The following is a 24,715-nucleotide window of genomic DNA, read 5'->3' on the forward strand; positions in this document are numbered from 1 at the left end:
TCGTTTGGTTTCTTTCTTTACAGTGAGTTTCTAAACGACTTTTTTTAAATAAAAAAACAAAATTATGGCTAAGATAACCGCCGCTGAAGTAAATAAATTAAGAAAAGCTACTGGTGCAGGAATGATGGACTGCAAGAAGGCATTAGTAGAAGCTGAAGGTGATTTTGACGGAGCAATTGAATTGCTACGTAAAAAAGGTCAGAAAGTTGCAGCAAAGAGAGCCGACAGAGATTCTTCTGAAGGAGCTGCAATTGCACAGGTAAACGGTGAAAACACAAAAGGTGTGATCATCTCTTTGAACTGTGAGACAGACTTTGTTGCTAAGAATGATGATTTCATCAAAATGGCAAACGACTTCGCTGATATCGCTCTTAATTATTCTTCAAAAGAAGAGTTTCTTAAGGCAGACTACAAAGGAATTTCTGTTGAAGACAAATTAACAGAACAAACCGGAGTTATTGGTGAAAAGATCGAGATTGGTGCATTCAAAACTCTGGAAGCTCCATTCGTAGGATCTTATATCCACGCTGGTAATAAAATTGCTGTTCTTACAGGTCTTTCTAAAAATGTTGATGGAGCTGAAGAAGCTGCGAAAAACGTTTCTATGCAGGCTGCTGCTATGAACCCGGTTGCACTGGATGAAAGTGGTGTTGACCAGGCTACTATCGACAAAGAGATCGAGATTGCAAAAGATACTTTAAGAGAAGAAGGAAAGCCAGAAAATATGCTGGACAAGATCGCTCAGGGAAAACTTCAGCGTTTCTTTAAAGACAACACTTTGGTACACCAGGCGTATATCAAGGACAACAAACAAAGCGTTGCCCAGTACGTTAAGTCTGTAGACAGTGACCTTGAAGTTGTAGGTTTTGAAAGAGTAGCTTTAGGATAAGCTAATTCTATATAAAATTGAAAAAAGAGGTTTTATTCATTTAAAACCTCTTTTTGTTTTTTACCACCTGTCATCCTGAACTTGATTCAGGATCTCTGGAGAAGCTGAATCAGGTTCAGCTTGACGGAAATGTCATTTCGAGGGAGTGCAACGACTGAGAAATCTCTACGAAGATTAACCTGAATCCCAAATAGATCCCTCCTTTCAATCGAGAAGACAATCAATAATATTTATTTTTACAGAATGTCAAACCAACCTTTCAAATTCAAACAATTCAGCATAGATCAGGATCAATGTGCCATGAAAATTGGTACAGATGGAGTACTTCTTGGTGCATGGTCTTCTCTGGACCACAATCCTGAAAGTATCCTCGATATCGGCACTGGCACAGGCCTAATTGCCTTAATGTTAGCTCAAAGGTCTCAAGCCAAATTAATAGACGCTTTAGAGATCGAAGAAAACGCCTATGAGCAGTCGGTAGAAAATTTTGAAAAAAGCGATTGGGGAGATCGGTTGTTTTGTTACCACGCAGGATTTGACGAATTTGTGGAAGAGATGCAGGAAGAAGATAAATATGACCTTATAATTTCCAATCCCCCGTTCTATTCTGAAGACTATAAAAGCGGAAATGAAAACCGTGATAAGGCACGTTTCGCTGATGCTCTTCCCCTAACTGAATTAATCGAAGGAGCTTCTCTGCTACTTTCAGAAAATGGTCATTTTGATATTATTATTCCATTTTCAGAGGAAAGCAATGGCCTTAATATTGGAAAAAACCATGGATTATTTCCTTCTAAGATCACCAGAGTAAAAGGCACAGAATCTGCTCCAATCAAAAGAAGCCTGATCAGTTTTAGTTTTGACGAAACTGAACCTAAAATCAAAGAACTCGTTTTAGAAATTTCGAGACATCATTATACTGAGGAATTTAAAGAACTGGTTAAAGATTTTTACTTAAAATTATAATCCTTTTTTGCCAATTTACGTTATACTGAACTTGATTCAGCATCTCGCATTTTTCAAATTTTAAAATTTCTCCTGGGACCCTGGGTTAAGTTCAGGGTGACGTATTCCGTTAAATTTTTAATTCCGGAACCGAATCAGGGTCAAAATTCAACATTTCAAACCCCAATAAAAAAGATTGCTTCTCATAAAAGACTTGGTTACATTTGTTAGAAACACTACACAAAATGAAACCAGACCAATTTCAGGCACCTGATTATTATAATATTGACGACCTCTTAACCGATGAACATAGAATGGTTCGCGACGCTACCAGAGAATGGGTAAAACGTGAGGTTTCCCCTATCATCGAAGAAGCGGCGCAAGAAGCAAAATTTCCTAAACAACTAATCAACGGCCTAGCCGAAATTGGTGCTTTTGGACCCTATATTCCTGAAGAATATGGTGGGGCCGGATTAGACCAGATCTCTTACGGATTGATCATGCAGGAAATTGAACGTGGTGACAGTGGAATTCGTTCTACTGCCTCGGTTCAATCCTCCCTGGTAATGTATCCTATTTTTAAATATGGAACTGAAGAGCAAAAGAAGAAGTTTTTACCAAAATTAGCTTCCGGTGAAATGATTGGTTGCTTCGGGTTAACTGAACCAGATCACGGCTCTAATCCCGGTGGAATGACCACTAATTTTAAAGATAAAGGAGATCATTACCTTTTAAATGGTGCTAAAATGTGGATCTCGAATTCACCTTTTGCCGATATCGCAATCGTTTGGGCTAAAAACGAGGAAGGACGAATTCATGGATTGATCGTTGAACGCGCAATGGAAGGTTTTACCACTCCCGAAACCCATAATAAATGGTCATTGCGTGCAAGTGCCACCGGAGAGCTGATCTTTGACAATGTGAAAGTTCCAAAAGAAAACCTCATGCCGAATAAATCTGGATTAGGAGCGCCACTTGGTTGTCTCGACTCTGCTCGTTACGGTATCGCCTGGGGCGCTATTGGAGCGGCTATGGACTGTTATGATACAGCTTTGAGATACGCCAAGGAAAGAGAACAATTTGGGTTGCCAATTGCTTCAAAACAGCTTCAGCAAAAGAAACTGGCCGAGATGATCACAGAAATCACAAAAGCCCAGCTAATGGCTTGGCGATTAGGGACTCTAAGAAATGAAGGCAAGGCAACTTCAGCGCAGATCTCCATGGCCAAGAGGAACAATGTAGAAATGGCGATCAAAATTGCCAGGGAAGCTAGACAGGTTCTTGGTGGCATGGGAATTAGTGGTGAATACAGCATCATGAGACATATGATGAACCTTGAGAGTGTGATCACTTACGAAGGTACGCACGACATTCATCTATTGATCACAGGAATGGATATTACAGGACACCCAGCATTTTAATTCTATTATTATGAAGAAAGTTCATTATCAAATAGAGATCAATTGCCCCAAAGAAGAGGTATTTCAAATTATGCTGGACAAAGAGCATTACCGGGAATGGACAGCTATATTCAACCCAACTTCACATTACGAAGGTTCCTGGGAAGAAGGCAGTAAGATTTTATTTCTAGGTGAAACTGAAAAAGGAGAAAAAGCCGGAATGCATAGCCTGATTGAAAAACTCGAACCTAATAAGTTTATAAGTATTAAGCATCTGGGCATGCTAGAGAAAGGCAAAGAAACTTCCTTTGGTGATGATCTTTACGAAAATTACTATTTAGAAGATAAAGGCGGCTCTACTTTATTAAAAGTAGAAATGGATACGGAAGACGACTGGATGGAAGATTTAGAAAATACCTGGCCTAAAGCACTTCAAAAATTAAAGGAAGTCTGCGAGGATAATTGCTAGTTTTCACAAGAGATCAAAACAAGGGCAGCGTTTACAACGTTTGCCCTTTTTATATTTTTCACAACATTCCTTTTTTAAAGGCTTCGGTGTTTTAGCCACCACTCCTTCCACCTTCAAATAATCCTTGGATTTATTTGAATAGAACACGATAACGTGGATGTTCCTAACAACTTTGCAAGCCATGTTTTAATATAATCCAAAGGGCTGACCTTCTGCGTTAAACAAGCCATAAAAACCAATTAATATTTTCTAAATAGTTCCTCAGATTTTACCTTTGCAAAAAATTGGAAGAATTATGATCAAAGAGATAAACGCAAGTTTAGCACCTCTAACCAACCAGTTAATAAATCATTCTTTATATAAAAAAATAAACACTCCAAAAGAACTTCAAATCTTTATGGAGCATCATATTTTTGCAGTTTGGGATTTTATGTCCTTACTAACCTCCTTACAGGAAATACTCACCAAAACTACAAATCCCTGGTTACCTGTAGGAGATCCTGAAACCCGGTATTTAATTAATGAAATTGTTCTGGCTGAGGAGACCGATGTCAATATTCACGGCAAAAGACAAAGTCATTTTGAAATGTATCTGGATGCTATGAATGCCGCAGGAGCCAATAAAAAGAAAATTGAGGATCTATTAATGCAGGTCTCCCATGGCACCGATATTTTTTTGGTAATTGCCACCAGCGAACTACCTATTAGTATCAAACAATTTCTAAAACATACCTTTGAAGTTGTTTACAGCAGAGAGCCTCATAAAATTGCTTCAGCATTCACATTTGGACGCGAAGGACTTATTCCTGATATGTTCTCGGCGATCATAGAAAAAGTTCAAAAGAACTTTCCTGAGGATGATCTTAGCCTGTTCAAGTATTATTTTGACCGACATATTGAATTAGACGGAGATGAACATGGGCCTATGGCTTTTAAAATGGTAGCAGATCTTTGCGGAAATGAGGATATAAAATGGGATGAAGTGAAGCAAACTGCTGAAAGATCACTTACAAGCCGTATTGAACTCTGGGATGGTATTGAATCTGAAATTGAAGCAAAAACGAAGCTGGAAAATGCATAGCGACTCTTTCGCTTTGCCCGCATTAATCGTTTGACTGCGCTCAAGGTGGTGGTTCACCTCGATCAAAAGCTGAGATCTTTTTTATTCGTATTTGCAATCTTGAGATTCCCAGGTCGCTACTTTCCTTCGAAATGAAAAGCACTACAGAATCTAATCCCTATTCCGCAGCGGGTGCAATCCTAACCTCCAGGCCATCTAGCCCTTCGGTAATTGGGATCTGGCAGCTAAGTCTGCTGTTATCCTCCACCAGGAAAGCCTGGTCTAACATATCTTCTTCTTCAATACTCATTTCAGGGAGCATATGCTCAAAATTCAACATATAACATTGGCAGGAAGCACACATCGCCATTCCGCCGCAAATACCTATAGTACCTTCTGGAGCGAGTTCATAAGAACGTATAACTTCCATAAGATTCATATTCATATCTGTAGGGGCATCTATGGTATGAGCTTCCCCTTCGCGGTCTATAATGGTGATCTTAATGTCTGACATTTTCTTTTAATATATACTCAAATATTGTCATTCTGAACTTGTTTCAGAACCTAATAAATTAAGCTGACCCTTCGCCTAAGCTCAGGACAAGCTTGTGTGACACTTCAATTTGACGATAATCCTAATTTATACTTTTAACCACTTCTTTTTTCGCTTCTTTTTTACTTCCATCAAATCCGCTTACACCACTTACAGTGGTATATTTCATCACGTATTTCTTATCTGGATTAATTCGCTGATAAGCACTTTGACACATGATCGCTGCTTCATGAAAACCACATAGAATAAGCTTCAATTTTCCCTTATATGTATTCACATCTCCTATCGCATAAATCCCAGGAATATTTGTTTGATAATCGTAAGAATTATCCACTTTTATAGCATTCTTCTCGATTTCCAGCCCCCAGTTTGCAATAGGACCTAATTTTGGAGACAGTCCGAATAAAGGGATAAAATGATCTGTTTTTTTAAGTTCTTCTCCACGTGCCTGATCTTTATGTCTAATAAGAACAGAATCTAATTCATCTTCACCCTTAAGATCAACCACTTCAGCGTTAGTAATCAAATTGATCTTTCCAATTTTTGAAAGTTCTTCCACTTTTTCCACGGAATCTAAAGCTCCTCGAAAATCTTTTCTTCTATGAACCAGCGAAACTTCAGAAGCCACATCGGCAAGAAAGATACTCCAGTCTAAAGCAGAATCACCACCACCAGCAATCACTATTTTCTTGTCTCTATAAACTTCAGGATCGCGAATTATATAGGCAACACCTTTATCTTCGTAATCTTTAATAGATGGAATTGGTGGTTTTCTAGGCTCAAAACTTCCAAGACCTCCAGCAATAACTACTACCGGCGAATGATGTTTTGTTCCTTTACTTGTAGTTACAATAAAGCTTCCGTCTTCCTGCTTATCTATAGTTTCTGCTCTTTCTCCTAAAGTAAAACCAGGTTCAAAAGGTTTTATTTGCTCCATTAAATTATCCACAAGATCTCCTGCCATTACTTCGGGGAATCCCGGGATATCATAAATAGGTTTCTTTGGATAAATTTCAGAACACTGACCTCCGGCTTGCGGGAGCGCATCTATAAGATGACATTTCAGTTTTAATAATCCAGCTTCAAAAACGGCAAAAAGGCCCGTAGGACCTGCACCAATGATAAGTATATCGGTTTTAATCATGTTTAAATTCAATTAAAGGCTAGCAAATCTATCGCTCAATATTTACCACCTTTTCAATTTGGGGTACATATTTTTTTATAGTCATCTCCACTCCACTTTTCAGCGTCATCTGATTCACTGTACAGCCAACACATGCACCTTCCAACTGGACCTTTACCAGACGATCATCTTCTTCAATGGAAACTAAAGAGATGTTTCCTCCATCACTTTCAAGGAAAGGACGAATCTCGGCTAAAGCCTTTTCAACATTAATTTTAACTTCTTCGCTTGTCATTTATTTCTTATTAACAGCACTACATCCCGCCATTGTTGTGATCTTAATGGCCTCTGTGGGTGGGAGCTGTTTGTTTCTATTTACCGTTTCCTGCACCATATTCCTGGTAATATCTTCAAAAGCAGCCTCAATTGGAGTTGCTGTTTGTAGCGCGGCAGGCCTACCAATATCTCCTGATTCTCTCAGGCTTTGCACCAAAGGAATTTCGCCAAGAAAAGGTACTTTTAAATCTTCTGAAAGATTCTTAGCTCCTTTTTCTCCAAAAATATAATACTTGTTATCGGGTAATTCTTCAGGTGTAAAATAGGCCATATTTTCTATGATCCCTAATACTGGCACGTTAATGCTTTCCTGTTGAAACATTGCCACTCCTTTTTTAGCATCTGCCAAGGCCACATTTTGCGGGGTGCTAACAATCACTGAACCGGTAATTGGCAATGATTGCATGATGGAAAGATGGATATCTCCTGTTCCCGGAGGAAGGTCTACCAGCATAAAATCCAGTTCACCCCAATCTGCATCAAAGATCATCTGGTTAAGTGCTTTAGCAGCCATAGGCCCTCTCCATACAACCGCCTGATTTGGTTTTGTAAAGAAACCAATAGAAAGGATTTTCACCCCGTAGTTTTCTACAGGTTTCATTTTAGATTTTCCATCAACATTTACTGAAAGTGGTCTTTCAGCTTCCACATCAAACATCATTGGTGTAGAAGGACCATAAATATCGGCATCCAGAATACCCACTTTGAATCCCATTTTAGAAAGTGTCACGGCAAGATTGGAGGTAACTGTAGATTTTCCTACGCCACCTTTTCCTGAAGCCACGGCTATGATATTCTTAATACCGGGAATGGCTTTTCCCTTGATCTCCGGCTTCTTCTTCTCTGAAGCTTCCACTTTAATATTTACTTTGACTTTCGCCTTTTCATAAACTTTTTCATGGATCGCTTTCATGACATCCACCTCTGCTCTTTTCTTAATATGAAGTGCGGGAGTACCAAGTACCAGATCTACCACTACTTCATCACCAAAAGTCATTACATTTTGAACTGCACCACTCTCTACCATATTGCTACCTTCTCCTGCTACGGATATGGTTTCCAGCGCTTTTAAAATCTCTTTTCTGTCTAATTTCATATACGAATTTTAATCAGATTCTCTAGCTTATATAGACTGATTCTAAACGCAAATATAGTTGGAAAAGCTAAGAATACGAAGAATTTAGGCATTTTAGATTTATGCTGTAATAGTTGAAAATTATAAATAAAAATTTTATTAAAGTGAACAAGCCTAAGACATCTGGCAAGGCAGTTTCCTTCACTTCATTTGGCATCTGCACTAAAAACCGGAAAGTTATTATGTACTATTCTTCAAAACTGTAAAAAACACCTTATTTATATTTCAGAAGATATCTAACGGGTAGCCTGACCCCAACCTAATGATAAAATTTCGATTAAAAGCAACCTATAAATCCTGGGAAAGTTCTTTCACAGGATCCCAGAAATACTTTTCAAAATTGATGATTTGAAGTTCTTTTACTTCTACTCCCTCTTCTTCGAGTAGCTGCTGCATGGCATTGGTTCCTCCAAAATGACTTTTACCGGTTAGCAATCCCTTTCTATTTACCACTCTATGTGCCGGGATATCCTCCATTTTCTTCGAAGAATTCATTGCCCAACCCACCATTCTCGCACTTTTAGCGGCTCCCAGATATTTTGCGATCGCTCCATAAGAAGTTACTCTTCCTTCAGGTATTTTCCTGCAGACTTCATAAACCCTTTCAAAAAATCCTGAATTATCGCTCAAAATCTAGGTGTTAAATATTCTTATCAGTGCCACAATTATAAGGACCAGCATTAGGCCGGTCATAAAGTAATTGGAATACTTAGCGAAAGATTCGGCCTTCTTTTCAATTTTATCAAAAAGAACCACGTAAAGATATAGTGAGGTAAAGCTTCCCATACAGGCGGCAAATGCAAATGAAATAATAAGCGACCAGTCATACTCCATCCCTCCGCTTATATCCATTGTACCTGCAATGGCAACGAAATATGGAATTGGAAAAATATTAAGCGCAGCCATGAACATGCCCTTAAAAACGCTATTCGCATTTGCTTGCTGTCGATTATGCTTGATTCCTTTTCGATGTCTTGCCTGTATAAAGAAATAGACTGCCAGGATACAAAAAACTACCAACCCAGCGCGTAAGATCATTCTTCGCACAAAAGGATGATCAAAGATGTACTTAGCCAGTAAAACAGCAATAAAAGCCTGGATTAAAATTACGATCCCCGCTCCAATAGCTACGTATAATCCGTTTTTCTTACCTTTTTCCACACAGGTTTTTGCAACCGTCATGTTTACTAAACCGGGCGGAACCACCCCTATAAAAGCAGCCAGGTAAGTAATCAGGAAAACTTTTGCTTCTTCCAATACCTCTTATTTAATCTTAAATTGAATATACGTTATAGGTTTTCCTTTTTCAAGGTACTGTTTTTCATAAAAAGTTTGAATACCCGTCACCTCTTCTGGGGAATATTCATTTTTATATATATCGTGATGCGCATATAAAATCTCATGGCCTTCCCCGTGTAAAAGTCCAAGAGTATAACCATGCATGAATTCAGAATCTGTTTTTAAATGCATAATCCCGTCTTCTTTCAGGATATTTTTATACCTCTGGAGAAATTCAGCATTTGTTAATCGATGCTTTGTTCGTTTATATTTTATCTGAGGATCAGGAAATGTGATCCAGATCTCACTAACCTCATTTGTTGCAAATGCATATTCTATTAATTCTATTTGAGTACGAACAAATGCTACGTTTGGAAGGTCTTCTTCTATTGCAGTTTTCGCTCCGCGCCAAAATCTGGCTCCTTTAATATCTATACCTACAAAATTCTTGTTGGGGTTTTGCCTGGCCAGCGCTACTGTGTATTCACCTTTACCACAACCTAATTCAAGAACGACAGGATGATCATTTTTGAAAAAATCTTTGCTCCACTTTCCTTTTAATTCAAATAAATTATCGGTAAGCTCTTCCCTGGAAGGCTGGATAACATTTTCAAATTTTTCGTTTTCCTTAAAGCGCTTTAGTTTATTCTTACTTCCCACTAAAAATTAATATTTTGGTAAAATTAAATAAAATCGTCCACCTGTCTATGAGAATATATTTGTAATATGGTTAAGAAGAGAATATTGGTTGCGACCCTAAATTGGGGATTAGGTCATTCTGCCCGTTGCATTCCAATTATAAAACATCTTCAATTAAATAATTTCGAACCCATCGTAGCTTCAGACGGGGAGGCTCTCAAACTTTTAAAAAAAGAATTTCCTCATTTAATTCATATTGAACTCCCTTCATACAACATTCAATACACCAAAAAAGGCTATTATCTTAAATGGAAAATGATCATGGATAGTCCCATGATCTTAAAGGCTATAAAAGCAGAAAAGAATCTCACCAGAGAAATCGTTAAAGACTATGATATTAAAGGAATTATTTCAGACAACCGTTTTGGTGTTAGAAATGAACTCTTGAAAACGAATATCTTTATTACGCACCAGCTAAATGTGCTTAGCGGAAACACTACTTTTTTAAGCAGCTATTTAAATCAACAATACATCAGTAAATTTGATGAGTGCTGGGTTCCTGATGTTGAAGGAGAAAAAAATCTTAGTGGCATTTTGGGACATCTTAAAAAGAAACCTGAAAATGTAAAATATATAGGACCACTAAGCCGACTGGAAAAATTAGAAACGCCCGAACTTTATGACTTTCTTATTTTACTAAGTGGACCGGAACCTCAGCGAAGTATATTAGAATCCATTTTACTGAAAGAATTCAGAAATTCTAAAGCTCAAATTCTATTGATTAGAGGTTTTTTTTCAGAAGATTCATTAGAATTTACAAATCCCAACATCAATATAAAGAATCATCTTTTTGGCGAAGCTTTAGAGGAAGCTATAAATGCCAGTAAGTATGTTATCTCAAGATCAGGATACACCAGCATTATGGACCTGGCTAAGCTGGATAAAAAAGCTTTTTTTATTCCTACTCCCGGTCAAAAGGAACAGGAATATCTCGCAAAAAGACTAAACCAGCTGGGAATTGCACCCTATTGCAAGCAAAGAGATTTTAATTTAAGCCTGCTAAGAAACATTGAAACATATAAAGGTTTAGGTAATTTCGGGAATCACGCTATCTCCCGGGATCTTTTTACTCTTTTCAAGAGTGAATGAAAACTCACTTCCAACCCCAAAAACACTTTCTACATAGATCCTCTCCCCGTGAGCTTCTAAAATATGCTTCACTATAGAGAGCCCAAGACCAGAGCCTCCTTCTTTTCTAGAACCACTTTTATCAACACGATAGAATCGTTCAAATAATCGAGGAATATTTTCGCTCTCAATCCCTTCTCCATTATCTGTACACCTTACGATCACCTTATTTTTGATTAGGTTCTCAATACTAATTTCAGTTGTTCCACCTTTTTTTCCATATTTAACTGAGTTCACTATAAGATTAGTAAGCACCTGCTGAATTCTTTCTCGGTCTGCTCTAACATAAATTGGCTCCTCATAATCAATATCAAAGATTAATGTGATATTTTTCCGGGCAGCTTTCATTTCCAAGAGATCAAAGGAAGCCTGAATCAACTCAACAATATCAAAATTCTCATATCGTAAATGAAGATCCCCCGTTTCTAATTTAGTGATCATATCCAGGTCTTTGACAATATAAATAAGCCTTTCTACTCCCTTATTAGCGCGAGCCAGGTATTTTTTCCTAATTACTTTATCTTTATGAGCTCCATCCAGTAAAGTAAGTATATAACCCTGAACGGTGAATAAAGGTGTTTTTAACTCATGAGAAACATTTCCCATAAATTCTTTCCTATAATTTTCCCTTACTTTAAGTGTTTCTATCTCCAACTTCTTGTCTTCAGCAAACTTTTTTACCTCGCGGGTAAGGCTGGACATATCGGTGGTGATTTGATTTGGACTCAAAGTTTTTGAATCCAGCAAGGAAACATTATCATATACCTTTTTAATCCTGCGGTAAATAAATCTTTCTACTCTATACTGAATGATCAGGAAAGAAAAAACATAACAAAGCCCAGCAAAAATCAAAAGTGATATCCAAAGCGACCGGATCTCTAAAAGGGCAAATACACCCATGATCACCGTTAGAAAAACACTTATGAAAAGGGCAGTTCTTAATGCAAACCTGTATGAACGCTTAAGGCTTTGTGACATTACACAACAAACTTATAACCAACTCCTTTTATGGTCTTGATCCTTTCATCCCCAATTTTCTCCCGAAGTTTTCTTATATGGACATCTATGGTTCTTCCTCCAACCACAATATCATTACCCCATACATTATCCAGAATATCTTCCCTGGTAAAGACCTTTCCAGGTTTTGAAGCTAATAAAGAGAGCAATTCAAATTCTTTGCGTGGCAATCCCATTTCCTCACCATTCTGTACAATCTTATATTCCTCCCTATTAATGGTAATGTCGCCTAATTTCACGACACTAGAGGCTTTCTCTTCGTCGCGATATCTCCTTAATAATGCTTTAACCTTGCTAACCAAAACTTTTGGTTTGATAGGTTTTGTAATATAATCATCGGCACCGGCATCAAATCCTGCCATTTGGGAATAATCTTCGCCACGAGCGGTAAGGAATGTTATAATTGTCCCTTCCATATCTGGCATTTTTCTTATTTGCTCGCATGCTTCAATGCCATCCATCTCGGGCATCATAACATCGAGTATAATTAAATGAGGCTTCTTTTTCTTTGCAAGCTTTACAGCATCTGCTCCATTATCTGCAGTTATAACATTATAGCCTTCTGAAGAAAGGTTATAACCCACTATTTCCAGAATATCCGGCTCATCATCTACCAGTAAAATTTGAATGTCTTTTTTCTTCATATCTAATTAAGGTGTAGTTAAGAGCTTATAAAATTAACCAATAATTTGAACTATAAAGGCATTAACACATTAGTAACATTAAACTAACTCTTTAATGACAAATGATTAATTCTTAGGTAACATGAGCCTCCTGTCTTCGCCGTTAATTTGCAGCGAGATTTTATAGCAAAAACAAAATGAAACAATTCTTATTACTATCATTATTATTAATTGCAAGCATAATGCAGGCTCAGGACACCACCGGATCTATTGCCGGAAAACTATCTGATCGCGAAATGAGCGGAGAGCCCTTACCATTTGCAAACGTATTAATAAAAGGATCTACTAAAGGTACAACGTCAGATTATGATGGTCTTTACTTACTTGATAAACTTCAACCCGGAACTTATACCCTTGTATTTAGCTTTATTGGATATGAAACTTTAGAAGTTCCTGATGTTGTTGTTGAAGCAGGAAAAGTTACAGAGGTAAATACTGATCTTGGATCGAGCGCTGCGGCTCTTGATGAGGTTGTTATTACCACCGTTTCCAGAAGAGATTCACAGGTTGCTTTATTAATTGAACAGAAGAACTCTGTAGACATTAAGGAAAGTATCGGAGCTCAGGAATTGGCAAAATTGGGAGTTTCTGATGCTGCAACGGCAACGACAAAAATTTCAGGAGTTACTAGTAGTGAGGCTTCTGGAGATATCTTTGTAAGAGGTCTGGGAGATCGTTATTTATACACCACTTTAAACGGACTTCCAATTCCTTCAGACGATGTGGAACGCAAGAATATTGATCTTGGTTTATTTCCTACGAGAGTTATCCAGAATATCTCTATTAGTAAGAACTATTCAGCTGAAAATTCAGCAGACCAGGCTTCAGGAAATATAGACATCACTTCTCGCGAACTTAGAGGAAAAAATGAATTAGATCTTGGAGTAAGACTTGGTGCTAATACAAATGCAGTAGGTGAGTTTAGCGATTTCAAAGTCTCTCCAAACCAGGATGATGTTTATTTTGGGTTTTATGACCAGGCGATTCCTACAGAAAACGCATTGAATAATCAGGCCTGGGATCCCGGAAATGCCACGCTACCGATAAACAGAAGATATGCGCTTACAGCCGGTAAAGAATTTGGCGATTTAAGAGTTTTATTCACCGCTTCTAATTCAGTAAGCTTCGAATATAATCAGGGAACTTTTGCAAATTATCGTAACAACGATTTTGAAGATGGTTTTACTGATGCGACAAATTATAAGAAAACAGATAATAATACAGCACTTCTTGACCTGGGCTATCAGATAGATGACAACAACAGGATTAAAGCAACCAGTCTATTCATCAATAAAGTTTCTGACGAAGTTTTTGAAGGTGGTAGAAATGGCGAAGGAATCGTTTTTGAAGAAAGTGATCGCGGTGATGGTTTTAATCAATTTGTTCGTGACCAGAACACCAAACAAACCAGGTTATGGGTAAATCAGTTACATGGTTTTCATGATATGCTGGACGGTAAAAATGAGCTGGAATGGGCTGCAGGCTACAATATGGTAGATGCAGATGAGCCTAACCGTATTAGAAACGAGGTAAATATCCATCCAACTGAGCCAATTCTTCTTGGTGAAACAAACGCTTACCAGCAAAGAAAATCTATTCAGGAGATTGATGATATTGAATTTAACGCTTTAATAGAGAACCAATATAATTTTGTTCAGGAAGATGAAACTGAAAAAAAGGTGTTCTTAAAAGCTGGAGGGAACTATCGTAATAAACAAAGAGATTTTTATTCAAGATTCTTTGGAACTGAAGAAAGGGATTACAATACTATAAACCCTACTTCTATAGATAATCTTAGCGGGATTTTTACCACAGAGAATTTCAATTCAAGAGCTCTTTCTTTCAATGTTCTTAACCCTGATATCTATGAGGCTAGTCTGGAATCTCTGGCTGGTTTTGCTTTTTTCAATTATGGAAATGCGAAATGGAACCTAAACCTTGGGGCAAGAATTCAACAGGACGACCTGGATGTGGTTTTTGATGTAAACAACTACCCGTCTAACCTTCCTAATTTTGTCTACCAGTCTTACGACAATATTTATCCCAGCATCAATTTTAGATATTCACCTAACGATGATTCGAACATAAGATTTGCGGCAAGCAGAACGATCACGCTACCGGAATTCAAGGAAATTGCTCCTTTTGAATATGTTTCTCAAACAGGTCTGGTTACAAGAGGAAATCCAAATCTTGAAGCTTCCACAAACACAAACGTAGATATTAAATATGAAATGTTCCCAAGCTCTGGAGAACTGATCTCATTAACAGGATTCTATAAGAATATTGATAACCCTATAAACAAGGCAAGAGAAAGAGGATCTGCCCCGGTATTCTCCTATTTCAACGCAGGAGAAGAAGCGAATATTTATGGACTGGAACTCGAAGCCAGAATAAATGTGATCGAAAATGAAAATGAAGCGGGTCTTGACCTTACAGCATCTGGAAACGTGACCAGAATGTGGCATTCCCAGGATCTTAAAGATGTGTATGACGCTAATGGAAATTTCATTAGAACTTTCCGTTACAATGCTAAGGATGAAATAGGACTTCAGGGAGCTTCAGATTGGATTTTCAACGCCTCTGTAAATGTTTCAACTGAAACTGAAAATCCTTTTCAGGCAACCCTTGTAGGAGCATATGCGTCAGATAAAATATATGCTTTAGGAAACCCTGAAAGCCAGAGACTGGATCAAATTGACATTCAATATAATGATGAGATCATTGAAAAAGGATTTGTAACCTTAGATCTTATAATGTCTAAAGAACTTAACGATAACTGGAAACTGGAGTTTAGAGGACAAAATCTTCTAAACCCTGAAATTGAAAGAATCCAGGCAATACGCCCTATCTCTGGAAATGCAGGAGAATCAAATCAAACGGTACGATCTTATGATCGTGGAGCGGTATTAAGTCTGGGAGTAAACTATAGTTTTTAATCAATTGAAATTTTATAAACCACAAACCAATTTTTAACGCTAGAATTACTTAAGATTATGAAAAACTTAAAAAAATTAATGCTGATTTCTGCAGTTGCTATGGGACTACTGGCAACATCTTGTAGTGATGACACCAACATTGAGCCTATTAACCCTACAGATGATGACAATGGTGGAGCACCAACTGGTGACACAGAGTTAAACGGATCTATAGAAGAAGACAGAACTCTTGACCCTGCTGAAACTTATAATTTAACGGGAATTCTATCTGTAGAATCTGGTGCAACTTTAACCATTCCAGCAGGAACTGAGATCATTGCAGATACCGATACTGATGATAGCGATGCTACCAATGTATATATTGTAGTTCAAAAAGGAGCTCAGATTGATATTCAGGGTACTTCTTCTTCTCCAGTAATTATGAGATCTAAAAATGGGCAACCTGGAACCTGGGGCGGATTAATTATTGCAGGAAATGCTGAAACTGCCGCAGGAGCAAATGCTACTGCCGAGGTAGGAGGGATTGTCTATGGAGGAGAAGATGCTTCAGATGATTCAGGTTCTATCAACTACCTTGTGCTTTCTGATGCCGGAGCATCTATTAATTCTGAATCCCAGTTCAACGGATTATCTCTTTACGCCGTAGGTTCTGAAACTTCTATTCAAAATGTAGCTTTAGTAAATGGCGCTGATGACGGTGTTGAATTCTTTGGAGGATCTGTTTCTATAACTAATCTATATCTTGAAAATAACGAGGATGATGCTGTAGACTGGACAGAAAGATGGGATGGATCCCTGGAAAATGTATATGTTCTTCATACCATAGAGAATTTTTCTACTGCTATAGAAGCAGATAAAGAGAATGGAAATCCAATGATCACTAATTTTACTGCTGTTTCTACCACAGGAGGAACTGCTCTTCAGTTCAAGTCTGTTTCAGGAGCAACAATTACAGGTCTTTCCCTTTCAGGATATGATACCGCAGTAGATATCGCAGACGAATCAAGAACTGATCTTACAGGAATTCAGCTTAATGGAGCAACTGCAAATCTTGGCCTGGATTACTCAGGAGACCCAAGCGTAGATGTTGCTATGTTCAACTGGATCACTAACAGAGGTCAGGTTTCAGTATTACCTTCTAGCATTGAAAATGACTTAAGTCTTGATGCAAACAGTGAATATGTAATAAGTAGTACTGTTTCTGTTCAGGACGGTGCAACACTTACTATTCCTGCGGGAACTCAGATTACCGCGAGAAGTGATAGCGAAACTGACGCAACTAGTATTTATATAGTAGTACAAAGAGGAGGAATGATAGACATTCAGGGAACTAAAAGTAATCCTGTAGTGATGTCTTCTACTTCAGGTGAAGCGGGAAGCTGGGGAGGTCTTGTAATCGCCGGTAATGCTTCTACAGATGCCGGTGTAAATGCCACGGCTGAAGTAGGCGGAATTATCTATGGAGGAACTACAGATGATGACAACTCTGGTTCTATTGAATACCTTGTTTTAAAAGATGCGGGAGCTTCTATAAATTCTGAATCTCAATACAATGGCCTTTCCCTTTATGCAGTTGGCTCTGGTACTGTGATAGAAAACATCGCAATCCTGAATGGTGCAGATGATGGAGTTGAGTTCTTTGGAGGAACCGTTTCAGTAAAAAACATTTATCTTGAAAACAATGAAGATGATGCAGTAGACTGGACTGAAGGATGGAACGGCACTATTGAAAATACTTACGTAAATCATACCATAGAAAATTTCTCTACCGCTATAGAAGCAGATAAAAGAAATGCGATGCCTAAGATCATTAATTTCACCGCTGTTTCTTCAACAGGGGGAACCGCCCTTCAATTTAAAGCGACTTCTGGAGCTGAAATTACAGGACTTTCTTTAAGCGGATATGAAACTATCATAGATATTACAGACGATACAAGAACAGATATTTCAGGAATTACAATAGACGGTACCATCGTAGATATTACTGCTGCGTATGATGCTGCCGCTACGGTAGATATCAGTCTGTTTGAATGGGTGAATTAATTATTTCTAAGTTTTGTAATAAATTGAATATCAATAATTAGCCAATATTAAAGGGATTGTAACGAGCAATCCCTTTTTTTATTTTATAAATTTTTATTTAGTTAGATTTCATGGCAAGATTTTTGAAATTTTATTTGTAAGTTTGTTTAAACCTCGATCAAAATAGAATGAAGAAAAAATACTTATTTGCCTTTTTTCTTGTATGCTTCCTGATAATTGCCGCTCCGGCAAGGGCTCAGGAATCTGATCGTGCTCCACAACGAACAGAGATTCCTATTGATGGTCTATCTATTTATCCTAACCCCGTTACCGGCGGAAAAGTATATATTTCTTCTACCAAAAATCAGGATAAGATTATTGACATCTACAATGTTCTGGGAAAACCTGTCCAAAAAGCTCGTTTAAGAGGTCGTGAATTAGATGTAGCTACATTAACACCAGGAATATATATTCTTAAAATCCAGGAAGGAAAAGCGAGAGCTACAAGAAAATTAGTGGTGAAATAATTCTACACGATTTACTTTTTAAACAGCTTCTGTTTCAGAGGCTTTTTTTATTCTTTAATTTTGAGAAAAATCCAATTAATCTCCATGCTTCAAAAAAGAATTTTTGAGATCTCAGATAACGAAGAATTTGAGGCTCTTGCATTAGAGGTTTTTAAACATCAATATAGCAATAACAAAGTTTACGGTGATTTTTGCAAGCTTCTAAATAAAGACCCGGGAACGGTGCATCACATAAAAGAAATTCCCTTTCTACCAATAGAATTCTTCAAGACAAAAAAGATAGTAAGCGATACAGGGATTCCACAAATCACTTTTTCAAGTAGCGGGACAACCGGAAACCAAACAAGTAAGCATCATGTAACCGATCTTCGTCTTTACGAGAAAAGTTTTATGAAGGCCTTTACAGAATTCTACGGCCAGCCTTCCAACTATATTTTTCTAGCGCTTCTACCTTCTTATCTCGAACGCCAGGGATCTTCCTTGATTTACATGGCAGATCATTTAATAAAAAGTTCAGGCCACCGGGAAAGTGGTTTTTACCTGGACGATCTTGACTCTCTTTCCAGTAAACTCCTTAAACTGGACCAAAGCGGAAAAAAAGCATTTCTTATAGGGGTTTCATTTGCACTTCTCGATCTCATAGAAAAACAGCAGTTTCAACTGAAGAATACTATAATTATGGAGACTGGTGGAATGAAAGGTAGACGTAAAGAAATGATACGTGAAGAATTACATGAGCATTTAAAAAAGGGGTTTGGAGTAGATCATATTCATAGTGAATATGGAATGACTGAGTTACTTTCACAGGCCTACTCAAAAGGACAGGGTACTTTTGAATGCCCCTCCTGGATGAAATTCTTAATACGTGATCCTGAAGACGCTCAATCTTTCATGCCTGAAGGAAAAACAGGAGGCATCAATGTAATTGATCTGGCGAACATCAATTCATGTTCATTTATTGCTACTCAGGATCTTGGACGAATCGAGAAAAATAAAATCGAAATCCTGGGAAGGTTTGATAATAGTGATGTTAGAGGGTGCAACCTGCTTTTATTATAAAATATTCAATCTATTTGTAAAGTTTCAGAAAGTTTTACGACACAACTAGTGCAGAAAGCAAGTGACACTATATCACTGATATTCTGCAGGCTAAGTGAAATTTTTCATATTAGATTGGTTAGTTAGTTGCGAAGCCTCCAGAGTTTATCTGGAGGCTTTCGTTTTTTGGCAGCCTTGTACTACTTTAAATTATAATAAAAATGAGCTATCATACCTTATGAAAAAAGGTTAGATATAGAATCACCGCTATGGAAACGGTAAAAATAACCAAGCTCACTATATTTTCAGCCTTTGAATTATTCATAATACTGTGTGTAAATACTTACGTAAAAATTAGTAACACAGTTTAAACACACAGATTTTTTTTACTTGGCGTGAATGATATAAGTGTTCTTTTTTCCTTTATTTAGAATCACATATTTATTATTGATAAGATCAGACGTAGTAATCATATAATCGTCTTTTACCTTTTCTTTATTTATAGAAACTGAGTTTTCTTTCAGGGCTCTTCTCGCTTCTCCATTAGAATTGAGAAAGTTTGTTTTGGCCGAAAGTGCCGCGATCATATCCAGACCATTTTCAATATCAATAATTGAAACCTCAGCCTGTGGAACACCTTCAAAAATATCCAGGAAAGTAGCTTCATCCAGTTTTCTAAAATCATCTGCAGTACTTTTCCCGAATAAAACCTCAGAAGCTGCCAGGGCATTCTCAAAATCAGCTTTAGAATGAACCATAGTAGTCACTTCTCTTCCAAGAACCTTTTGTACTTCTCTCTGGTGTGGAGCTTCCCGGTGCTTTTCAATGAGTGCTTCAATCTCTTCTTTACTCAAAAAGGTAAAGATTTTAATATATTTTTCAGCGTCTTCGTCACTCGTATTTAGCCAGTATTGATAAAACTTGTAAGGCGAGGTTCTATTGGCATCCAACCAGATGTTTCCTCCTTCTGTCTTGCCAAACTTAGTCCCGTCTGCTTTTGTAATTAAAGGGCAGGTAAGCGCATAACCTTTACCGTCTCCTATTCTTCTGATAAGTTCTGTACCCGTAGTGATATTCCCCCACTGGTCGCTCCCTCCCATTTGCAGAGTACAGTCTTTTTCTCTGAACAGGTGTAGAAAATCATAACCCTGTACCAGCTGGTAGGTAAATTCAGTAAAAGACATTCCTTCAGCAGATTCTGAAGACAATCGCTTTTTAACCGAATCTTTAGCCATCATATAATTTACTGTGATATGCTTGCCCACATCCCTAATAAAGTCCAGAAAGGAAAACTCCTTCATCCAGTCGTAATTATTTACCAGAATAGCGGCATTATCCATATTTGAATCAAAATCTAAAAATCGCGATAGTTGTTCTTTCAAAGAATTTTGGTTGTGCCTTAGCGTTGGTTCATCCAGAAGATTCCTTTCAGCAGATTTCCCAGAAGGATCACCAATCATTCCAGTTGCACCACCTACTAAAGCATAAGGTTTATGCCCTGCCAGCTGAAAATGCCTCAGCATCATTACCCCTACTAAATGCCCTATATGTAAAGAATCTGCTGTAGGATCAATCCCAACATAAGCAGATCTCATTTGTTCCATAAGATGTTCTTCAGTCCCTGGCATCACATCGTGCAACATTCCCCGCCAGGTTAATTCTTCAACAAAATTCTTTTCCATATTCTAATTATTCAGATAAAAACAGCCGTAAAGATACCATTTACTCTTATTTTTCCTAAGTGCTTTAGTTATATTTACCCCATGATTCTGGTAACCGGAGGAACAGGTTTAGTAGGCTCCCATCTTTTATATGCTTTGGCGGCCAAAAATGAAAAACTCAAGGCAACAATTCGGCCTTCATCTGATATTTCTCAGGTGAGAAAAATTTTTGGCTATTACAGTGAAGAAACTGAAGCTAACAAGCTGTTTGATCGTATTAAGTGGATCAAAGCAGATATCAATGATATTCCTTCTCTTAATATAGCTTTTAAAGATGTCACAGAAGTATACCACTGCGCAGCACTGGTGTCTTTTGACCCATCCGATGAAAAAAGACTAAGGAAGGTCAATATAGAAGGCACCGCAAATATTGTAAATCTCTGTATTGCCAATAAAATTTCCAGACTGTGTTATGTAAGTAGTATCGCGGCTGTTGGTTCTAAGCACAACAATTCTAAAATTGATGAAACTTCTAAATGGAACCCGGAAGAAAATCATAATGATTACGCGATATCTAAATATGGTGCTGAAATTGAAGTATGGAGAGGTACTCAGGAAGGAATAGACACGGTTATTATAAATCCAGGAGTGATCATAGGCCCTGGATTCTGGAATTCTGGCTCAGGGAAAATTTTTAGTAAAATAGACAAAGGTCTAAATTATCATTTTCCAAAAATAACAGGCTTTGTTGGTGTAAAAGATGTGGTGAAAAGTATGATTCAGCTCATGGAATCTGAAGTAAAAAATGAGCAATTCATCGTGGTTTCCGAAAATTTGAGTTTTGAAAAGGTTTTTAAAGAATCGGCCAGGTACATGAATAAACCAGAACCTTCAAAACAATTAAAAAAATGGATGATCGCTTTAGGCTGGATCTTTCAGAAAACTGGAAGTTTGCTGGGAGCAAAAAGGCAGCTCACCAGAGATTCTATTCATGGTCTTTACGAGAAATCGTATTTTGACAATAGTAAAATTAAAACCGAGCACCGTTTTAAATTTACCCCAATGAGCCACGTCTTAGAAGAAACGGCAAAAATTTACATTAAAGAAAATTATTGATCAGAATCATTTTCAGTAGAAACCGGAGGTGGCAACAAACTATCTTTTTCGCTTCTGCTCAATTCTTCGATTTCCCTGCGTTTGATAGAATCATTTCTGATGGAATCCCTTAATTTAGGATCTAATTTTAATGAGTCTATTAATTCAATGGAATCTCTTTTGGCCTTGCGTATACTATCTTCAATTTTCACCTCGATATCCCTTAGAGAATCCAGTTTAGATTTCATCTTCTCCACCCTGAATTTCACACTATCATATATCCGCTCATACTGAGTGTACTGCTCAGAATACCAATCATTACTCCTTTCAAGCTGAAGACTATCTATATCAAATTTTTCATAGAGATATGTATCTGGATCTACCCCGGTACCCTCCAGTTTTTGTTTGTTATAGTTTCTTGCAGCGTAAAGAAGAGAAAGTTCTGTAAGAACATCTATCATTTTCTCTTCAGGAATAAGATCTTTAGGCTTTTCTGATTTTTTCAAATCCTGACAGGAAATTGAAAAGATCAAAATTGAAATTAGAATTAAAATATTTCTATAATTAGCGATCAAAGCTTAATCTTTCGGCGTTTTTGGTGAATGCTGCATGCTTAAAATTCTTATACACAAGTTTCCCGTTCACGAACGTATGTGTCACTCTTGATTTAAAGGTGGTACCTTCAAATGGAGACCACTGGCATTTAGAAAAAATATTATCTGGCTGCACCGCCCATGGAGAATTAAGATCAACCAGCACTAAATCTGCTTTATAACCTTCCCTTATAAAACCTCTTTTTTCTACCTGAAACAAAATTGCCGGGTTATGACAGGCTTTTTCAACGATCTTTTCCAGGGAGATCTTCCCTTGGTGATGCATTTGCAATAACGCAGGTAAAGCATGTTGTACCAGTGGGCCTCCACTGGGTGCCTTGGTATAAACATTCTTCTTCTCCTGCTTGGTATGCGGTGCGTGATCTGTTGCCAGTACATCTAAATAGTTATCCAGTAAACCAGCTAATAAAGCATCCTGATCTTTCTTTGTCTTTACTGCCGGATTCCATTTTATAAGAGTTCCCTTTCTGGCATAATCTGAATCATTAAACCATAGATGGTGAATACAAACCTCTGCAGTGATCTTTTTATCTTTTAAAGCCTTTTTATTATTGAATAGACTTAGCTCTTTTGCTGTTGAAACATGAAATACATGAAGTCTGGCCCCGGTTTTTTTTGCAAGTGCCACCGCTCTAGAAGAAGATTTGTAACAAGCTTCCTCGCTTCTAATTTTAGGATGTAACTCAATAGGAATATCATCTCCATATCTTTCTATACAATCTTCCATATTTTTCTTAATTGTCGCTTCATCTTCACAATGAGCCGCAATTAATACAGGAGATTTTTTGAATATCTGCTCCAGCACTTTTTCGTCATCTACCAGCATATTACCAGTAGATGAACCGAGAAAAAGTTTTAAAGCAGCGACATTCTTAGGATCGATTTTTTCAATTTCTTCAAGATTATCGTTGGTGCCTCCAAACATGAAAGAATAATTAGCATATGAAGTTTCAGAAGCTATTTTAAACTTCCCTTCCAGCTCTTCCATATTGGTTGTCTGGGGTAAGGTGTTTGGCATTTCTATAAAAGAAGTGATCCCACCGGCTACTGCCGCTTTAGAACCTGTTTCAATAGATTCCTTATGAGTGAGTCCCGGTTCCCTGAAATGTACCTGATCATCTATAAGACCCGGAAGCAGATAAGTTCCTTCCGCATCAAAAATGTTTACGTCGGGAGATTTGGCACTTATACTTTCTGAAATTTCTGAAATAATGCCGTCTTCTATAAAAACGTCACCATCCACAATTTTTCCTTCGTTTACTATCTTCGCGTTCTTGATTAAAACCTTCTTCATTAGACTTTTTTCCTGTTAAACAGACTTTTAAGCTTCATTTTAATTACCCCAAAAACGGCTTCAGAAATTATGGAGCCGCTCATTTTTGAAGTTCCTCGTGTCCTATCAGTAAATATCACCGGAACTTCTAAAATTTTAAAATTATGAAGATGAGCTTTGAACTTCATCTCTATCTGGAAAGCATACCCAACAAATTGAATTTTGTCAAGATTAATAGTTTCCAGTACTCTTCTTTTATAACAAACAAAACCTGCCGTGGTATCCTGGATATCCATCCCGGTTATAAACCTGACATATCTGGATGCCAGCCAGGACATTAAAACCCTGTTCATTGGCCAGTTAATCACATTTACTCCTGTAATATATCTTGAACCAATGGCAACATCTGCCCCATCCCTTTTGCAGGTATTATACAATCTTACCAGATCATTAGGATTATGAGAAAAATCGGCGTCCATTTCAAATATATATTCAAAATCTCTCTTTAACGCCCACTTAAAACCATGAATATAGGCGGTACCCAATCCCTGTTTCCCAACTCTCTCTTCAATGAACAATCTTTCCGGAAACTCAGCCTGCAGGGTTCTCACCCGGGTTGCAGTACCATCTGGAGAATTATCATCCACTACCAGAATATGAAATTTGCGACGTTGAGAGAACACGTTTCTTATAATGCGCTCTATATTCTCAATTTCATTAAAGGTGGGTATAATAATTATCCCATTTACCATTCCCAAATATTTTGCACAAATGTATGCAAATTAAAATTTCAAAACTTTAAGTATGGTCGTAGGAATAATGGTCAAAATTTTA

24 protein-coding genes are annotated in these 24,715 nt (G+C 37.5%); 11 read left to right on the forward strand and 13 right to left on the reverse strand.

Going from position 1 to position 24,715, the window contains the following annotated elements; translation table 11 throughout:
• Positions 1–64 precede the first annotated feature (64 nt).
• From tsf to BLT95_RS08280, 5 genes are all read left to right on the forward strand, one after another.
• Positions 65–889 carry a translation elongation factor Ts gene (tsf, locus tag BLT95_RS08255; protein WP_089665627.1) on the forward strand — a complete coding sequence of 275 codons (825 nt, stop codon included), beginning with the start codon at positions 65–67 and terminating at the stop codon, positions 887–889.
• Between the two features lie 243 nt (positions 890–1,132).
• Positions 1,133–1,855, forward strand: a complete 723-nt coding sequence (locus tag BLT95_RS08260; protein ID WP_089665628.1) for a methyltransferase — start codon at positions 1,133–1,135, stop codon at positions 1,853–1,855.
• 224 nt (positions 1,856–2,079) lie between these two features.
• Entirely contained in the window at positions 2,080–3,255 is a 1,176-nt protein-coding gene (locus BLT95_RS08265; protein ID WP_089665629.1) for an acyl-CoA dehydrogenase family protein, read from the forward strand.
• Between the two features lie 10 nt (positions 3,256–3,265).
• Positions 3,266–3,703, forward strand: coding sequence for an SRPBCC domain-containing protein (locus BLT95_RS08270; RefSeq protein WP_089665630.1), 438 nt, complete (start codon positions 3,266–3,268; stop codon positions 3,701–3,703).
• A 295-nt stretch (positions 3,704–3,998) separates the two neighbouring features.
• Entirely contained in the window at positions 3,999–4,784 is a 786-nt protein-coding gene (locus tag BLT95_RS08280; RefSeq protein WP_089665632.1) for a DUF3050 domain-containing protein, read from the forward strand.
• A gap of 157 nt (positions 4,785–4,941) precedes the next feature.
• Here BLT95_RS08280 and BLT95_RS08285 read toward each other — a convergent pair whose 3' ends face one another.
• The 7 genes from BLT95_RS08285 to trmB form a co-directional block, all read right to left on the reverse strand.
• Positions 4,942–5,277 (reverse strand): 2Fe-2S iron-sulfur cluster-binding protein, encoded by a 336-nt coding sequence (locus tag BLT95_RS08285; RefSeq protein WP_089665633.1) that lies wholly within the window; start codon positions 5,275–5,277, stop codon positions 4,942–4,944.
• A gap of 121 nt (positions 5,278–5,398) precedes the next feature.
• A complete protein-coding gene (locus tag BLT95_RS08290) occupies positions 5,399–6,460 on the reverse strand; it encodes an NAD(P)/FAD-dependent oxidoreductase (RefSeq protein ID WP_089665634.1) in 1,062 nt (353 codons plus the stop codon).
• A gap of 28 nt (positions 6,461–6,488) precedes the next feature.
• Positions 6,489–6,734, reverse strand: a complete 246-nt coding sequence (locus tag BLT95_RS08295) for a NifU family protein (protein WP_089665635.1) — start codon at positions 6,732–6,734, stop codon at positions 6,489–6,491.
• Complete coding sequence (locus BLT95_RS08300; protein ID WP_089665636.1) at positions 6,735–7,871, reverse strand: Mrp/NBP35 family ATP-binding protein; 1,137 nt, start codon at positions 7,869–7,871, stop codon at positions 6,735–6,737.
• 327 nt (positions 7,872–8,198) lie between these two features.
• Entirely contained in the window at positions 8,199–8,543 is a 345-nt protein-coding gene (locus BLT95_RS08305; RefSeq protein WP_172822612.1) for an MGMT family protein, read from the reverse strand.
• Positions 8,544–9,167, reverse strand: a complete 624-nt coding sequence (locus tag BLT95_RS08310) for a LysE family transporter (protein ID WP_089665638.1) — start codon at positions 9,165–9,167, stop codon at positions 8,544–8,546.
• Positions 9,168–9,173: 6 nt separating this feature from the next.
• On the reverse strand, positions 9,174–9,848 hold the full coding sequence (gene trmB, locus BLT95_RS08315; protein WP_089665639.1) for a tRNA (guanosine(46)-N7)-methyltransferase TrmB: 675 nt from the start codon (positions 9,846–9,848) through the stop codon (positions 9,174–9,176).
• 66 nt (positions 9,849–9,914) lie between these two features.
• Between trmB and BLT95_RS08320 the strand changes: the two genes are divergently transcribed.
• Entirely contained in the window at positions 9,915–10,976 is a 1,062-nt protein-coding gene (locus BLT95_RS08320; RefSeq protein WP_089665640.1) for a glycosyltransferase, read from the forward strand.
• Here BLT95_RS08320 and BLT95_RS08325 read toward each other — a convergent pair.
• Both BLT95_RS08325 and BLT95_RS08330 read right to left on the reverse strand, forming a co-directional pair.
• Positions 10,914–11,993 carry an ATP-binding protein gene (locus tag BLT95_RS08325; RefSeq protein WP_089665641.1) on the reverse strand — a complete coding sequence of 360 codons (1,080 nt, stop codon included), beginning with the start codon at positions 11,991–11,993 and terminating at the stop codon, positions 10,914–10,916. The genes BLT95_RS08320 and BLT95_RS08325 overlap by 63 nt on opposite strands.
• Entirely contained in the window at positions 11,993–12,676 is a 684-nt protein-coding gene (locus tag BLT95_RS08330; protein ID WP_089665642.1) for a response regulator transcription factor, read from the reverse strand. Before BLT95_RS08330 ends, BLT95_RS08325 begins: the two co-directional genes overlap by 1 nt.
• Before the next feature lie 176 nt (positions 12,677–12,852).
• Between BLT95_RS08330 and BLT95_RS08335 the strand changes: the two genes are divergently transcribed.
• The 4 genes from BLT95_RS08335 (at position 12,853) to BLT95_RS08350 (ending at position 19,259) form a co-directional block, all read left to right on the forward strand.
• A complete protein-coding gene (locus tag BLT95_RS08335) occupies positions 12,853–15,651 on the forward strand; it encodes a TonB-dependent receptor (protein WP_089665643.1) in 2,799 nt (932 codons plus the stop codon).
• Positions 15,652–15,708: 57 nt separating this feature from the next.
• Entirely contained in the window at positions 15,709–17,694 is a 1,986-nt protein-coding gene (locus BLT95_RS08340) for a hypothetical protein (protein WP_089665644.1), read from the forward strand.
• A 167-nt stretch (positions 17,695–17,861) separates the two neighbouring features.
• Complete coding sequence (locus BLT95_RS08345; RefSeq protein WP_089665645.1) at positions 17,862–18,200, forward strand: T9SS type A sorting domain-containing protein; 339 nt, start codon at positions 17,862–17,864, stop codon at positions 18,198–18,200.
• A gap of 84 nt (positions 18,201–18,284) precedes the next feature.
• Positions 18,285–19,259, forward strand: a complete 975-nt coding sequence (locus BLT95_RS08350; protein WP_089665646.1) for an acyl transferase — start codon at positions 18,285–18,287, stop codon at positions 19,257–19,259.
• A 365-nt stretch (positions 19,260–19,624) separates the two neighbouring features.
• Here BLT95_RS08350 and tyrS read toward each other — a convergent pair whose 3' ends face one another.
• Positions 19,625–20,920: a tyrosine--tRNA ligase gene (gene tyrS / locus BLT95_RS08355; RefSeq protein WP_089665647.1), complete on the reverse strand. Its 1,296-nt coding sequence runs from the start codon at positions 20,918–20,920 to the stop codon at positions 19,625–19,627.
• An 81-nt stretch (positions 20,921–21,001) separates the two neighbouring features.
• Here tyrS and BLT95_RS08360 point away from each other — a divergent pair, with 81 nt between their 5' ends.
• Positions 21,002–22,015 (forward strand): NAD-dependent epimerase/dehydratase family protein, encoded by a 1,014-nt coding sequence (locus tag BLT95_RS08360; protein ID WP_089665648.1) that lies wholly within the window; start codon positions 21,002–21,004, stop codon positions 22,013–22,015.
• On the opposite strand, the gene BLT95_RS08365 is transcribed toward BLT95_RS08360, so the two are convergent.
• Genes BLT95_RS08365 through BLT95_RS08375 form a run of 3 tightly spaced genes read right to left on the reverse strand, consistent with a single transcriptional unit; the run spans position 22,009 to position 24,633 of the window.
• Positions 22,009–22,500: a DUF4296 domain-containing protein gene (locus BLT95_RS08365; protein ID WP_157718032.1), complete on the reverse strand. Its 492-nt coding sequence runs from the start codon at positions 22,498–22,500 to the stop codon at positions 22,009–22,011. The two genes, BLT95_RS08360 and BLT95_RS08365, sit on opposite strands and share 7 nt — an antisense overlap.
• Positions 22,501–22,558: 58 nt before the next feature.
• Positions 22,559–23,902, reverse strand: coding sequence for a dihydroorotase (locus tag BLT95_RS08370; RefSeq protein WP_089665650.1), 1,344 nt, complete (start codon positions 23,900–23,902; stop codon positions 22,559–22,561).
• A complete protein-coding gene (locus tag BLT95_RS08375; RefSeq protein WP_089665651.1) occupies positions 23,902–24,633 on the reverse strand; it encodes a polyprenol monophosphomannose synthase in 732 nt (243 codons plus the stop codon). The genes BLT95_RS08370 and BLT95_RS08375 overlap by 1 nt, the downstream gene beginning before the upstream one ends.
• Positions 24,634–24,715: the final 82 nt, after the last annotated feature.

The sequence above is a fragment of the Gramella sp. MAR_2010_147 genome (assembly GCF_900105135.1).
In the GTDB taxonomy this organism is placed as follows: Bacteria; Bacteroidota; Bacteroidia; order Flavobacteriales; family Flavobacteriaceae; genus Christiangramia.